Annotated in this window: 12 protein-coding genes; 4 read left to right on the forward strand and 8 right to left on the reverse strand. The window is 62.2% G+C overall.

Annotated features, from left to right (window positions below; all coding sequences use genetic code 11):
- Positions 1 to 68 precede the first annotated feature (68 nt).
- Positions 69 to 332 carry a hypothetical protein gene (locus ACFWXH_RS14925; RefSeq protein ID WP_379121465.1) on the forward strand — a complete coding sequence of 88 codons (264 nt, stop codon included), beginning with the start codon at positions 69 to 71 and terminating at the stop codon, positions 330 to 332.
- Positions 333 to 352: 20 nt separating this feature from the next.
- Here the strand turns inward: ACFWXH_RS14925 and ACFWXH_RS14930 are convergent, their stop codons facing one another.
- Together ACFWXH_RS14930 and ACFWXH_RS14935 are read right to left on the reverse strand one after the other, a co-directional pair.
- Complete coding sequence (locus ACFWXH_RS14930) at positions 353 to 1,516, reverse strand: ATP-binding protein (RefSeq protein WP_379121467.1); 1,164 nt, start codon at positions 1,514 to 1,516, stop codon at positions 353 to 355.
- Complete coding sequence (locus ACFWXH_RS14935; protein ID WP_379121469.1) at positions 1,513 to 2,205, reverse strand: response regulator; 693 nt, start codon at positions 2,203 to 2,205, stop codon at positions 1,513 to 1,515. Before ACFWXH_RS14935 ends, ACFWXH_RS14930 begins: the two co-directional genes overlap by 4 nt.
- 209 nt (positions 2,206 to 2,414) lie before the next feature.
- Here ACFWXH_RS14935 and ACFWXH_RS14940 point away from each other — a divergent pair, with 209 nt between their 5' ends.
- Positions 2,415 to 3,050: a methyltransferase family protein gene (locus tag ACFWXH_RS14940; RefSeq protein WP_379121471.1), complete on the forward strand. Its 636-nt coding sequence runs from the start codon at positions 2,415 to 2,417 to the stop codon at positions 3,048 to 3,050.
- A 21-nt stretch (positions 3,051 to 3,071) separates the two neighbouring features.
- Here the strand turns inward: ACFWXH_RS14940 and ade are convergent, their stop codons facing one another.
- The 3 genes from ade to ACFWXH_RS14955 form a co-directional block, all read right to left on the reverse strand.
- Positions 3,072 to 4,859 carry an adenine deaminase gene (ade, locus tag ACFWXH_RS14945; protein ID WP_379121473.1) on the reverse strand — a complete coding sequence of 596 codons (1,788 nt, stop codon included), beginning with the start codon at positions 4,857 to 4,859 and terminating at the stop codon, positions 3,072 to 3,074.
- A gap of 72 nt (positions 4,860 to 4,931) precedes the next feature.
- On the reverse strand, positions 4,932 to 6,317 hold the full coding sequence (locus ACFWXH_RS14950) for an NCS2 family permease (RefSeq protein ID WP_379121475.1): 1,386 nt from the start codon (positions 6,315 to 6,317) through the stop codon (positions 4,932 to 4,934).
- Between the two features lie 49 nt (positions 6,318 to 6,366).
- Positions 6,367 to 8,166, reverse strand: a complete 1,800-nt coding sequence (locus ACFWXH_RS14955) for an adenine deaminase (RefSeq protein WP_379121477.1) — start codon at positions 8,164 to 8,166, stop codon at positions 6,367 to 6,369.
- Between the two features lie 114 nt (positions 8,167 to 8,280).
- Here ACFWXH_RS14955 and ACFWXH_RS14960 point away from each other — a divergent pair, with 114 nt between their 5' ends.
- Together ACFWXH_RS14960 and ACFWXH_RS14965 are read left to right on the forward strand one after the other, a co-directional pair.
- Positions 8,281 to 9,222, forward strand: a complete 942-nt coding sequence (locus ACFWXH_RS14960) for a LysR family transcriptional regulator (protein WP_379121479.1) — start codon at positions 8,281 to 8,283, stop codon at positions 9,220 to 9,222.
- 142 nt (positions 9,223 to 9,364) lie between these two features.
- A complete protein-coding gene (locus tag ACFWXH_RS14965) occupies positions 9,365 to 10,279 on the forward strand; it encodes a DMT family transporter (RefSeq protein ID WP_379121481.1) in 915 nt (304 codons plus the stop codon).
- A 16-nt stretch (positions 10,280 to 10,295) separates the two neighbouring features.
- On the opposite strand, the gene ACFWXH_RS14970 is transcribed toward ACFWXH_RS14965, so the two are convergent.
- The 3 genes from ACFWXH_RS14970 to ACFWXH_RS14980 all read right to left on the reverse strand — a co-directional run bounded on the left by ACFWXH_RS14970 (position 10,296) and on the right by ACFWXH_RS14980 (position 14,381).
- Entirely contained in the window at positions 10,296 to 10,925 is a 630-nt protein-coding gene (locus tag ACFWXH_RS14970) for a CDGSH iron-sulfur domain-containing protein (RefSeq protein ID WP_379121483.1), read from the reverse strand.
- 118 nt (positions 10,926 to 11,043) lie between these two features.
- On the reverse strand, positions 11,044 to 13,497 hold the full coding sequence (locus ACFWXH_RS14975) for an FAD-dependent oxidoreductase (protein ID WP_379121485.1): 2,454 nt from the start codon (positions 13,495 to 13,497) through the stop codon (positions 11,044 to 11,046).
- Complete coding sequence (locus tag ACFWXH_RS14980; protein ID WP_379121487.1) at positions 13,494 to 14,381, reverse strand: phosphotransferase; 888 nt, start codon at positions 14,379 to 14,381, stop codon at positions 13,494 to 13,496. Before ACFWXH_RS14980 ends, ACFWXH_RS14975 begins: the two co-directional genes overlap by 4 nt.
- Positions 14,382 to 14,403 lie beyond the last annotated feature (22 nt).

Below are 14,403 nucleotides of genomic sequence, written 5' to 3' on the forward strand. Positions count from 1 at the left end.
GGCCCTCATTTCTTTCGCCACGGATGAAGTCTACAATGCTCCTCACCTTTTGAACCGAGGAGACGGCGATGTCGCTCAAAGTCCTGGCGGCGGTGGTTGTTACGGCCCTTCTGGCCGGTTGCCAGACGATGACGCCGGAAGAACGGCGCGCGGCGGATGAAGCGAAATGCAGCTCCTACGGCTTCAAGAGGAATACCGACGCCTTCGCCGCATGCCTGCAGCGGATCGACCTGGATCGCTCGGCCGAGATGCGAGCCCGTGATGCGGAGTTCGCGCGCTTCAACGCCCGCCCGCCTGTGGTGATCTATCGCCCCGTCGTGGTGAAACAGTAGGCCAGGCCCTTCCGCTGCGCTTATTGCGGCTGCGGCGGAACAACGATCGCGATCGCCGCACCGCCGCCCGGCCTGTTGCCTGCCTCCAGCCTGCCGCCATGCGCCCTGGCGATCGCCTCGACGATGGAGAGCCCGAGGCCTGTTCCGCCGGTTGCACGCGAGCGCGAGGTCTCGCCGCGCCAGAAGACGTCGAACGAAATCGAGCGGATCTCCTCGAGCAGGCCGGGACCACGATCCAGGAAGCGGACGAACGCGCTGCCGTCCTTGTCGAGGCCGGTTTCACAACGAAGTACACCACCCGCCGAGGCATAGCGGCAGGCATTGTGAACAAGCGCCAGCATCGCCTGGCGCAGACGCTCCGGATCGACATCGGCCGGGGCTGAGCCAAGATCCGTCTCGAGCCGCATGCCGGCTTCTTCGAGCATCGGGCGGGCCGCCGCAAGAACGGTCCTGGCCTCGACCGCAAGGTCGGTGTGTGATCGCCCGGCGATCAGCTTGTGGCCTGCGGCGAGCGACAGCGTGCGCAGGTCTTCGACCAGCCGCGACAAACCCTGGACCTGCATGAGCAGATCCTGAAGGCCTTGCTGGCGGACGGGGAAAACGCCGTCGATCATGCCCTGCAGATTGCCCTGCAGGATGGTGAGCGGCGTGCGCAGTTCATGCGCAACGGCCATGGTGTTGAAACGCAGGCGCTTCTCCATATGGTCGAGATCGGTCGCCAGCGCGTCGATGGTCTTGCCGAGACGGTGAACCTCCGAGGTGCCACCGCGAAAATCGCCAAGGCCAATTGCGAAATCGCCCTCTCGCAGCGCTTCGGCAGCCGATACCAGTCGCTTCAGCGGACGAGCGATGCGGCGCGCGAGCCAGAAACCGATCGCACTGCAGACGAAGGCAGCGAACAGGATGTGCCCGCCAAAGGTCCAGTTGAGCTGGCTGTCCAGGCTCTTCTCGAACTCGGGCATCAGAAGCATGAGTTTCTGAAAGCTCTCGAAAGGAGGCGTCACGCCTGCCTGGATGTCACGATATGCCTGGGCCGCATCCGCCGGCAATTCCAGCAATCGCACGTCCGTCACGCGCTTCATGATCCAGAAGAAGCTGAAATAGGCGATGAACATGGTAAGCGAGATCATCGCCGCGATCGTCATGGCCGTAACGGTTGAGAGGGACAGGCGGCGCAGTCTCATTTCGGTGCCGCGAACCGGTAGCCGATGCCGCGCACCGCCTGGAAGAGGCCGGGGACTCCGGCATTTTCAAACTTGCGGCGCAGGTTGGCGACATGCGTGTCGACAGTCTTCGCCAATGCATCGTTTTCCGGCAGGCAGGCATCGAGGATGTCCGCCCGTCCAAAGGCGTGTGTCGGCCGGCGGATCATGTAGGCGACGATGCGGAATTCGCTGAGTGTCAGCGCAAGGGGCTGGCGACTTGTCCCGGCATCGATGAAGACAGCATGCGCGTCGAGGTCGACCTCGACCGGAGCAAATCGCAACGTCCGGGAGGCGCCGGCAGCGCGCGACCGACGCAACACCGCATTGACGCGCGCCACAACCTCCTGCGGGTTGAACGGCTTGACGACATAGTCGTCGGCACCCAGCCGCAGGCCGGAAAGACGGTCGATATCCTCGGCCAGCGCGGTCACCATGATGACGGGCGTCGTCGCCTCCTGGCGAATGCGCGCCAACACCTCGAAACCGTCGAGGCGGGGAATGCGTACATCCAGCAACACCAGATCAGGCGAGAGCATCGCATGGTGGGAGAGTGCCAGTTCTCCATTCGCCGCAGTGACCGTGCGAAAACCTTCCCGCGCCAGATAAGCCTCGAGAATCTCGGCGATGCGCGGTTCGTCTTCGACGATAAGGATCAGCCCCTTGTCCATGCCCCGCCCTTCAATGGTTTGCAGGGCCATATTCCGCAACATGAACCGGCAGGCAATCGCAAACACCTGTAATTGTTAGGTTCCTCGGCAAACCTCGACGGGCTCTCCGCCAAACCTTGGTGAAACTCGACAAAGGTCCGGCCGTCGACGCGTCGTCACGGTATGGGCGGATCCCAACGGCGCGCCGGCGCTATCTCGTCGGGACCATCATGCAAACGCCACCAAAGACCTTCGGACACGTTCAGCGTCCGCGCATAACAGCCCTGTGGATCGTCACTTTGGTCCTCATCGCCTTTGCGCTGCTGTTCCAGTCCGCCTGGAAACTCTATCCGCCGGGCGGCGTGGATCTGCAGCTGACAATCAGGATCGCCGGCATCGGCCTCATCGGCACGGCGATCCTGGGACGGCTCTGGTGCACACTCTATATCGGCGGGAAGAAATCGAAGGTGCTGGTCGATGACGGTCCCTATTCGATGTGCCGCAATCCGCTCTATTTGTTCTCGATCATCGGCGCGACTGGTGTCGGCGCACAGACGGGCAGCGCTGCCCCCGCTCTGATCTGCGCCCTCGTGGTGCATGCCATCTTGCTCAGGACAGCAACGCTGGAAGAACACGTGCTGCGGGTGCATTTCGGACAGGCTTATGCCGACTATTGCAATCGCGTCCCGGCATTTTGCCTGGATTGCCGGCTGTTTATCGACCGCGAGACGATCGAGATCACGCCGAAGCGGCTCTACGGCACCCTGATCGACAGCCTTGTCTTCCTTGCCGCCGTGCCGGCCATGCTGATGGTCGAATATCTACAGGACGAAGGCTATCTGCCGGTGTTTTTCAGCCTTTATTAAGCAAGTCATTGTGCCGCCGGACTAGCGGATGATGACGTCGGTCTTCTCGAAACGTGTGACGTCCACCAAGCCGATATCGGAGATGCGTAGCTCCGGGATTACCACCAGCGCGAGCAGCGAGTGCTGCATATAGGCGTTGTTGAGGCTACAGCCGCAGGCACGCATAGCATCCACCAACCGATTTGCCTTTTCAGCTACGATTTCGGCACGCTCGTCCGACATCAGGCCAGCGACAGGCAGCTCGACGAGGGCTAGCTCCCGCCCGCCAGCAATCAGCACGATGCCTCCGCCCACCTCCTGCAACCGGTTTGCTGCCTGCGCCATGTCGGCCTTGTTGGTGCCAACGACGATCATGTGGTGGCTGTCATGGGCAACTGTCGAGGCCATCGCGCAATCGGTGTCATAGCCGAAACCGGAGACGAAGGCATTCACCACGCCGCCGGTCGCCTGATGACGCTCGACCAGCGCGATCTGGCAGACATCGACGGCGCGATCCATCTGCACGACCCCATCCTTCACCGGGAGGCAGTGCTGCAGGGCTCTGGTTGGCGCCTGGTTTTCGACAACGCCGATGACCCGCACATCCACCTCCGATGCGCCAACCGCGGAAATATCGAAATCGGCAGCGGCGAGCCCTTTGCCGAGCTTCACCGTATTCCTGGCACTCGCCGGGTAGTCGTAGGCAGGGATATCGGCGACCAGCGCGCCCTTTGCCGCCAAAAGCTTGCCGCGGGCAAAAACCGTTTCGACCGGCAGAGTGGCGAGATCCGAGGTCATGATCAGGTCCGCGCGGCGGCCGGGTGCGATAGAGCCAAGCTCCCGTTCAAGGCCGAAATGCTGGGCCGTGTTGAGCGTCGCCATCTGGATGGCGGTGATCGGGCTCAATCCTTGCGCAATGGCATGGCGGACCACGCGGTTCATGTGACCCTCGTCGACCAGCGTACCGGAATGGCTGTCGTCCGTGCAGAGCACGAAATTGCGGGGGTCGATGCCTCGTTCGGTAATGGCCTTTACCTGCGCTGCGACGTCGAACCAGGCCGAACCGAGGCGCAACATGGCGCGCATGCCCTGCCGCACGCGCGCGATAGCATCGTCAACCGTCGTTCCCTCATGATCGTCGGCCGGACCGCCAGCCACATAGGCATGGAAGGCCCGGCCGAGATCCGGAGAGGCGTAATGACCGCCGACAGTCAGGCGAGCAGCCTGGGTTGCCGCGATTTCTGCGACCATCTTCGGGTCGTTCGCCGCAACGCCGGGAAAATTCATCATCTCGCCAAGGCCGATGATGTTCGGCCAAGACAGAGCGTCGCGCACGTCATCGGCGCTCAAGGTCGCACCGGCGTTTTCCAGCCCCGGCGCACTCGGAACGCAGCTCGGCACCTGGACAAAGATGTTGATGGGCAGGCTCTGCGCCTCATCGTTCATGAGCTTCACGCCGGCCATGCCGAGCACATTGGCAATTTCATGCGGGTCGATGAACATGGTGGTCGTGCCGTGCGGAATGACGGCACGGGCAAATTCCGTCACCGTCACCAATCCGCTTTCGACATGCATGTGGCCGTCGCAAAGGCCAGGCACGAGATAACGACCTGCCGCGTCCACGATATTGGTGCCATCGCCGATGGTGTGGCTGGCGTCGGGACCGATATAGGCAAAACGACCTGCTGCAACCGCAACATCGGTGTTCGCGACGATCTCGCCCGAGTAGACGTTCACCCACTGGCCATTGCGGATGACGAGATCCGCCGGTTTGCGGCCCATCGCGACATCCACGAGAAGCGGTGCGATCTCAGGCCATGATTGCAGCATGCTGCCTATCCTTCCAATCCGAACTGTTCTGTGGGCTGGCGGCGGCACGGTGACGTGCCGCCGCCCTCAAAGTCATTGGACCTGCGCCACGAGCATGGCAGCGAGTACCGCCACGAACCACATGACGGGCCGCACGTCCCGTGCCTTGCCCAGCGCGAGCTTCATGACGACGTAGCCGATCATCGCAAGCGACAGGCCGAGCGTGATCGAGAACGTAAGCGGGATGAGCACGATTGCGAGGAAGGCCGGGATGGCGTCCTCCATGTCTGACCAGTTGATCCGACCCATCGGCTCCGACATGAAGAGGCCGGTAAGGATGAGTACCGGTGCAGTGGCAATCGCGGGAACCAGCGAGAGCAGCGGCGAAAGGAACAGGAACGGCAGGAACAGCAGGCCGGCAATGAACGCGACAAGGCCGGTACGACCGCCCTGCGCGATGCCTGCGCCCGATTCCAGATAGACCGTCGCCGGGCTCGTGCCGAGCGGTGCGGAGATCAGCGCCGCGACCGCATCGACATGCATCGATTCTTTCACATTGCGCGGCATGCCGTTCTCGTCCTTCAGGTCGGCCGCTTCCGCCAGGCCCAGGAAGGTCGAAAGCGCTTCCACGAAATTGGTGAAGAGGAAGACAAAGATGAAAGGCAGGTAGGCGAACTGCAGCGCGCCGATCAGGTCGATCTTGCCGACGAAACTGAAATCGGGCGCAGCCAAGAGGCCGTTCCAGTTGACGAGCGTGTGCAGGTCTGGCGTGCCAGCGGCAAAGGCACTGCCATCACCCCACCAGCGTCCGATCGGGATCGCGAGAAGGGTGGTGATCACCATGCCTGCCATCATGGCACCGGGCACGCGGCGCACCACCAGCGCTGCGGTAATGATGAAGCCCGCAATGAATGTGAGCGTGACCGCCGTGAACGGGGTCAGCGCGACGATCGTGTCGGGGTTGGCGACGATGAACTTGGCGTTCTCGAAGCCGATCAGTGCGATGAACAAGCCTATGCCGCAGGCGATGCCGTAGCGCAGGTCCTTGGGGATCGCGTCGATGACGGCTGTGCGCAGGTTGAGCACAGCGAGGACGGTGAACAGCAATCCCGCCCAGAAGACGCAGCCGAGCGCGATCTCCAGCGGCACCTTCGCACCCATCACCATCGTATAGGCAAAGAGGGCATTGATACCCATGCCGGGCGCGACAAGAATGGGGCTGCGCGCATAGAGACCCATGGCGCAGCTGCCGATGAGACTGACCAGTACGGTGGCCGTGACGCCGGCTGAAAACGGAATACCAGCGTTCTGCAGGATCGCCGGATTGACCACGATGACGTAAGACGCTGCCAGGAACGTCGTGAGAGCTGCGATGATTTCCGTGCGGACAGTCGATCCGCTTTTGCTGACTTCAAAAAAGCGGTCGAGCCAGGATTGCCGGCTCGCGGAATCCTCCGCGACTTTCGATTGATAATTCATGTTGCTCCTCCCCTTTTTGAGCACCATCAATCTCGCTTGGCGGGTTCTCCTATTCCGCCGCGAGTGTATCCGCCGACGCAGACCCGTCGGGGTCCAATGGCGAAATGATCCGCAGATTGACGCAGTCAACGACCCCGAGATCGGTGATGGCATAGTCGGGGATGGCGGTGATCTGCAGAACGAACATGTACATGAAAGGCCATGGCAGGTCGCAGCCGAGGCGTCTTGCCGCTTCGTCCAGCCGAATCTCGGCCGCCGCCATCTCCTCGGGGTCGATGTCGGATACGATGCCACCGATAGGCAGATGCAGGAATTCGACCACTTTGCCGTTGTCGACCACCACCTGGCCGCCATTGTTGGTGATCAGGTGGTTGATCGCAATCGCCATCTCTTCCGGATTGGCGCCGACGCAGATGATGTTGTTATCGTCGGGTGCGGTGGAGCTGGCGATAGCGCCCGACTTCAGGCTGAATCCGGAAGTGAAAGCGACCGGACGATTCCGCGTTTTGCCGTAACGCTCGACGACAGTGACATACTGGACGTTCTGGCTGGTGTCGGCGAGAACCTTGCCGTCGACGACCGGCAGGGTGACGTTGCGCCGGGTGCGCACGAAGATTTTCTCCGGCGTGACCGCGATCGCCAAAGCCTCTGCGGACGATGCGTTGTCGGGACAAGAGACGGCGATATCGGCGGCCGTCACCAGCTTGGCCTTGACCGATTGCAGCAGGCCAGCGCTGCGCTGCGGCGCAACAAGTTCCATCGCCATGCGTCCGTCGCGGGCAGCAAGCGTCCCGTTCGCCACCACCGCCTCGACGCGGAACTCACGCAGGTCGTTGACGATGAGGATGTCAGCGGTGCGGCCAGGCGAGATCGACCCAACCTTGTGGTCGATGCGCAAGGCTTCCGCACCGTTGATCGTTGCCATTTGAATGGCTGCCATCGGTGAAATACCCATGGCGATCGCCATGCGAACCATGTTGTCCAAATGGCCGCGGGACAGGATGTCGCTGGCAACCACGTCGTCCGTGCAGAAGCTGATACGGCGCAGCGCCTTTACGCCCATTTCCGTGACGATACGCAGATTGTCGGAGAGGAAATGGGAAATGGAGGATTCGCGCACGACGACATGCATGCCTGCGCGCAGTTTCTCCAGCATCTCTTCGGGCGTGTAGCTTTCGTGGTCGGCGCGCACCCCCGATTGCATGTAGCCGTCGAGGCGAGCGCCGCGGGTCATCGGGCAGCAACCGAGAACCGGCAGGCGGCTCGCCTGGCCTATCTCGATCGCCTCAAGGACATCCTCGTCCTCTTCCTGGATGAACTCGCGCACCGTCTCCCAGATCCCGACGCATTCCGGCCAGTGGTGCGTGTCGCGATGATCCTTCGGGCTGAAATAGTGCCCGACAGTAGAGCGGGGCATGGTGTAGGGCGTTTTGCACGGCGCACCCCAGAATACCTTGAGCGGCGTCTGCGCCGCCTCGTCGAGGAATTCGCGCGCCGCATCCGGGCCGCCGACGACGATGATCTGGTCCAGACCAGAGACGATGGACGTCGTGCCAAGCGGCACGACTGCCTTGGCGAAACTGGTCAGCGACAGCTTCGAGCATTCGACGTGGAGATGGCCGTCGATCATCCCAGGCGTGAGGTATTTGCCGGTCGCGTCGATGATCTCGGTCTGCGGTCCGACATGGTCGCCGACATCGCCGACGGCGATGATGCGGTTGCCGTAGATGGCCACGTCAGCCTGGTAGATTTCCTCGGAAACAACGTTGACCAGCCGGCCACCGCGGACGACGGCGGTTGCCTTGGATCCGCCGGACGCTGCGCGGATGAATTCTCGAATGTCGGACATTCAGACCTCCCTATTCCATGGGAAGTATTTCAGCCGCATACCGTTTGAACAACTAGCCGAATCCTGGCTATTATCGAACGTATCGTCCAATTTTATGAACGAAAGGGCTGAGAAATGGACCTTTCAGTGATCGACTGTTTCGTTAAAGTGGCAGATGCACGGTCGATCTCCGCAGCGTCGCGCCTGCACCGCCTGCCGAAATCAACACTCAGTCATCGTATTCGGCAGCTTGAAGACCAATTCCGCGTCGAGCTGTTCGTACGCGAAGGCCACCAGTTGCATTTGACCGACGCGGGCTCGGAACTCCTGCGTCATGCGCGAAAGATCCAGACCAGTTGCGATGATGCCGCAACCGCGATGGCCGAAATGCATCAGGAGGTGGCGGGAACGCTGCGGGTCGGCTCGACCGGTGAGTTCGGTACCACCATCACTTCCGAACTGCTCTATGCCTTCCAGAAGACCTATCCGCAGGTCATTCTCGACGTTGTCTTCCTTTCAGCACGCCAACCATTCACCGACGTCTCCGACATGGCACTGGATGGGATCTTCCATTGGGGCGAACCATCGGATGTTGACTATGTCAGCCGCAGGCTGGCCACTGCCTCCTACGGGCTCTATGCCAGCCCGGAATATCTTGCCCAGAACGGTCAGCCGGCAACCCCGGACGATCTCCCCCGCCACCGTGGCCTTCTCTTCCGGAACACCACGCGCCTGCAGCCCTGGTATCTCTCCACCCAGGGCGGTGAGGAGACCGAGATCCTGCTTTCAGCCAGCTTGATGGCAAACGACTACTGGACCCTAAAATATTTCGCCGTAGCCGGACAGGGCATTGCCTATCTTCCCGACTTTTTCGTCGAGACGGAGTGTCAGAGCGATCTGCTTGTACCGGTTCTGCCGGAGTGGCACTCGCGCGAAACGACGATCAACCTCATCTATTCGCGACGGCGACATGTCTCACGGCGCTTCAAGGCTTTCGTCGGTTTCTGTGTCGACTTCTATCGTCGGCGCGAACGAGATCAGATCCCGCGTTACTTCGTCGAAAAAATCCACCGATAGGCCGAGGCTTTTCGAAGCTTGTTGCACAAGGACCATCGGACGCTTCTGGCGTAACCAAAAGTTCTGCTTCCCTCTCGCCAAACTCTCTGCCAACGGCTAGTGGGCCGTCGGCTGAACGATCGGCGTGAAGGATTGTCGACCCATGGCGTCGCTTCGGGCACTTGCACCCAAAAACCTTGTCGTGGCCGGCATCCTGCTGATGCTGGCTGGCGATTTCATGTTCGCGCTCAACGACGCGATGGGCAAATGGCTGGTCGCCAATTTTTCTGTCGGGCTGGTGGTCGCGGTGCGCTCGATCGGCGCCTTCATCATTCTGGGCCCGATGATCGCCCGACAGGGTGTCGCCAAACTTGTCCAGGTCGAGAGACCCGGCACGCAGGTCCTGCGCGCCATCATGACAACGATCGATACCGGTCTTTTCTATGCCGCCGTCGTGCACCTGCCGCTCGCCGATGTGATGAGTTTCTACATGGCCGGGCCGATCTATGTGGCAGCGCTTTCGCATTTCATGCTTGGCGAGCGCATCCGCTGGCGCCGCTGGGCCGCCATCCTGGTCGGTTTCTGCGGCGTGCTCGTCATCCTCAACCCTTCGGCAGCGGCCTTCTCGCAATCGGCGATCTTTGCCTTTGTCGGCTCCGTCGCCTTCGCCCTGTCGATCGTCTACAGCCGCCAATTGCGCGGAACGCCCGATACCACGCTGGTGACCTGGCAAACCATCGCCGCTTTGATAGCGGGCCTCGCCTTCGCGATTCCCGACTGGCAAACGCCGGGTCTCGTCGATATCGGCCCCATGCTCCTGCTCGGCGTCGTTTCCTGCGCCGCCCATCTGATGATCACCCGCGCGCTGAAACTGGCACCGGCTTCGACGCTCGCCCCACTCCATTACAGCCTGCTTCTATGGGCTGTGGTGTTCGGCATGGTGTTCTTCGGCGACGTGCCAGGCCCGCGCGTGCTCGTGGGTGCTGCCATCGTCGTGCTGGCCGGCCTGTTCATCTTCCACCGGCAGAAAGTGGTCGACACCGTGCCGCCGGAGAATGTGCCGAAGGGCGTGAACTAAACTAGATCGGGTTCAGTCAACCGACGAAGCCGGCCGCCTTGTGGCTACCGTCGCAGAACGGTTTGTTCTTCGAGTGGCCGCAACGACACAAGAACACCTTGGTGACGCGGTCGACGGTACGGCCAGTGCCCGAGACGATCTCCAGATTGCCTTCCACCTTGAGCGATCCGTTGGGCAAGGGTGTTACCTTGACCGTGCCATTGCGCGCCTCCAGCGCGACGGACTCCTTCGTCTCCGGTTCCCCGGTGGCGGCAAAGCCGGCCTTGGTATGGCTGCCGTCGCAGAACGGCTTGTTCTCGGAGGCGCCGCAACGGCAAAGCGTCGCGCGCAGCATCGTCTCGCCGTTGATGTCCATTTCCGCATTGAACGCGAGCGGCCCGTTTTCGCGCACCCTGACCAGATTGACCACGGGTGCTGCTTCCTCCGCTCCGCCATCCTTGCGACGATAGGTGATCGCACCGGAAGGACAGGAATGGGCGACACCGACGATCGCTTCGATCGCTCCGGCTTCCGGATGGATCCATTGACCCGGCGCATTGGGCACGAAGACCTCGGGGTGGCCGAGCACGCAATTGCGTGAGTGGATGCAGAGCTTGCCATCGAAACCGATGTCGATGTTTTCGCCTTCGATGAATTTCCGCACCATTGGGTAGCTCCTCAGCTTGCCTGCATGAAGCGTAGAGCAAGCTGGATCGCAGGTGCAAGGGCGAACCCGTGCCTGAAACGCGGAGCTGGCCATCAGCCTAGGTGCTCCGCCCTGCCGTTCAGGCCTTGATGCGGCTCATGCCGGGATCAAAGAGCGGTTCCAGATGCAGGCGCGCCGGAACGCTCTGCGTCGCGACGACCAGCTGGTAATCGCCGTCGCGCAGGAACGCATCGTCGACACCGGCTGCATCACGCACATAGCCGTAGCCGATGTTCCTGGCCACGGTGTAGCCGTAACCGCCCGAGGTGAGATAGCCGACCGGTTCGCCATTGCGCAGGATCGTCTCGCGGCCGAGCAGGACGATCTCGGGATCATCCACGGTGAAGCCGGCAAAACGCTTCGCGAGCGGCAGCCCGTCCAGTTTTTGCAGCGCCGTGCGGCCCACGAAATCGGTTTCCTTCTTCAGCTTCACCGCCCAGCCGAGGCCGGCCTCGAATGGCGTGTCGTTCGGCGTGATGTCGGAACCCCAGGCGCGGTAGCCTTTTTCGAGGCGCAGCGATTCCAGCGCGCGATAGCCGACCGGGCGGATATCCTGGGCCTTGCCTGCCTGCATCAGGGCATCGAACACGTCGCCGGTGGCGGCGATGGGGACGTGCAGTTCCCAGCCGAGCTCGCCGACATAGGTGACGCGCAGCGCCCGCACCGTATGCCCCGCAATGGCGAACTCGCGCACGTGACCGAACGGGAAAGCGGCGTTGGAGACATCGGCCGTCGTGACCTTCTCCAGCACCGCTCGCGCCTGCGGCCCCATCAGCGAGAGCGTGCCGAAGGCTTCGGTCACGTCGGCGACGCCGACATCCAGACCCGCGCCGATGTGATCGCGGATCCAGGCGAGGTCATGGGTGCGGAAGCCGGTGCCAGTGACGATGTAGAATTTGTCGTCGGCCAATCGCGCCACGGTGAGATCGGCCTCGATGCCGCCGCGTGTGTTGAGGAGCTGCGTGTAGGTGAGCCGCCCGACCGGCTTGGCCACATCGTTGGCGCAGATCCAGTCGAGCGCTTTGCCGGCATCCTTGCCGCTCAGCTCGTATTTGGCGAAGGACGACTGGTCGAAGATGCCTACCTTCTCGCGCACATGGCGATGTTCGTCGCCGACCGGTTCGAACCAGTTCTGGCGACCCATCGAATAGATGTCTTTTGCCTCTGCTCCGACCGGAGCGAACCAGTTTGGCCGTTCCCAACCCAACTTGGAGCCGAAGACGGCACCGTGCTTGTGCAGGCGCTGGTAGAGCGGCGAGACGATGCGCGGCCGGCCGCTGTCATATTCCTCATGCGGAAAGCCAACCGTGTAGTGCTTGCCATAGGCTTCGAGCGTGCGGTCGCACACCCATTGCCGGTCGCGATGCAGGTCGGAGAAACGGCGGATGTCGACCACCCAGAGGTCGAGCGGCGCCTCGCCGTCGACCACCCATTTCGCCAGCACCCAGCCGGCGCCGCCGCCCGAAGCGATGCCGAAGGCATTGAAGCCGGCGCCAACGAACATGTTCGAACATTCAGGTGCAACGCCAAGGATGAAATTGCCGTCCGGCGTGAAGCTCTCAGGACCGTTGATCATCTGCTTGACGCCGACGGTTTCGAGCGCCGGCACGCGCGCTATGGCTTGTGTCATGTGCTGTTCGAAATGATCGTAGTCGTCGTCGAACAGGCGGAACTCCCATTCGTTCGGCACGTCGCCGCCGGGCAAGCCGGTTTCCCAGGCCTGCGGGTTCGGCTCGTAGCCGCCCATGACGAGGCCGCCGACCTCCTCCTTGAAGTAGGTGCGGCGGTCGGGATCGCGGATGGTGGGGGCATCGGTGGCGAGACCCGGGATCTTCTCGGTGATGATGTACTGGTGCTTGACCGGCTGCAGCGGCACGCTGATGCCGGCCATGGCGCCGACCTGCCTCGCCCACTGGCCGGCGCAATTGACCACTTTCTCGCAGGCGATGTCGCCCTGGTCGGTCTTCACCGTGACGATGCGGCCGTCCTTCATGTCGAAACCGGTCACGCGGACCTTCTCGAACAGTTTTGCGCCATGCATGCGCGCGCCCTTGGCGAGCGACTGGGTGATGTCGGACGGGCTTGCCTGGCCGTCGGTCGGCAGCCAGCTGGCGCCGACGAGATCGCCGGTCTCCATCAGCGGCCACATCGCCTTGACCTCGGCCGGCGAAAGCAGATGCATGTCCATGGCAAAGCTGCGTGCCGTCGTCGCCAGCCGCTTGAATTCGGTCCAGCGGTCCTGATTGGTGGCAAGGCGCAGGCAGCCGGTCATCTTCCAGCCGGTGGCGAGCCCGGTTTCAGCCTCCAGCCCCTTGTAGAGCTCGACCGAATATTTGAGCACGCGCGTGATCGAGGCCGACGACCGCAACTGCCCGACCAGGCCGGCGGCATGCCAGGTCGAGCCGGAAGTGATGGCGCCCTGTTCGAGCAGGATCACGTCGGCCTTGTGGTCGCGCGCCAGATGATAGGCCGTGGAACAGCCGATGATGCCGCCGCCGATGACGACTATTTCGGCGTGACTTGGCAGGGTCATGACAGGATTTTTCCGTATTTCGAGCTGTAGCTTTCGAGCGCCGCATCGAGGCGGGCGAGGTTCTCGGTGGTGTAGGCGACATAGTCGACGCCCGGTGCATCGAGATGCAGTTCGGAGACCATGCTCCACATCGCCTCGCGCAGCAGCGAAGCGCATTGCATGGCCGCGAAGGAACGGCGCAGGGCCTCATCCGGCTTGTGGCCAAGGTAAGCGGCAAGCAATGGCTCCGCTTCCGCATCCGGCATGCCGGAGTTGGAGGCTATACCGGCGAGGTCGAACATGGCCGTGCCGAAGCCGGCATATTCGAAATCGATCAGCCAGAGTTTGTCACCGTCGTCGAGAAAATTGGCCGGCAGCAGATCGTTGTGGCCGAACACGATCGGCAGCGGCGTCTGCACGCTTTCCAGCCGATCCGCCAGCGCAAGGTAAAGCGGCAGCACCGGCATCATGCGGCTTTTTCCAACGCTCAGCGTGCGGGCGTAGTCGCGGATGACGTGGAAGACCCAGAACATGAAGCCGGGGCCGGAGACATGTTCGGGCATATGCCGGTGGAAACTCTGCATCAGCTTCGCGATTCGCTCGGCATTGGCGCGCACATCCGCTGCACCGTAGGTCCTAGCTCCGAGGAACTGCGTGACCATGGCGCCGGGTTCGGCATATTCGACCGCTGGCCCGAAACCCGCCGCCGAGGCCGCCTGTGCCGTCATCAACTCACGTTCGCGCAAGACGTGATGGAAGGGGTAATCGCGCCCCAGCCGAACAACATGCTTGCCCGCGGCATCGGTCACCAGGAAGTTCTCGTTGCTCAGGCCGCCGGACAAGGGAGCGACATTAACGCTTCCCTTCCAGCATGGCAGGCGGCGAATGCGATCTTCGCTCGTCACATCTCCTCCCTTCGATCGGCGC

The sequence above is a fragment of the Mesorhizobium sp. NPDC059054 genome, assembly GCF_042739215.1.
GTDB lineage: Bacteria > Pseudomonadota > Alphaproteobacteria > Rhizobiales > Rhizobiaceae > Mesorhizobium.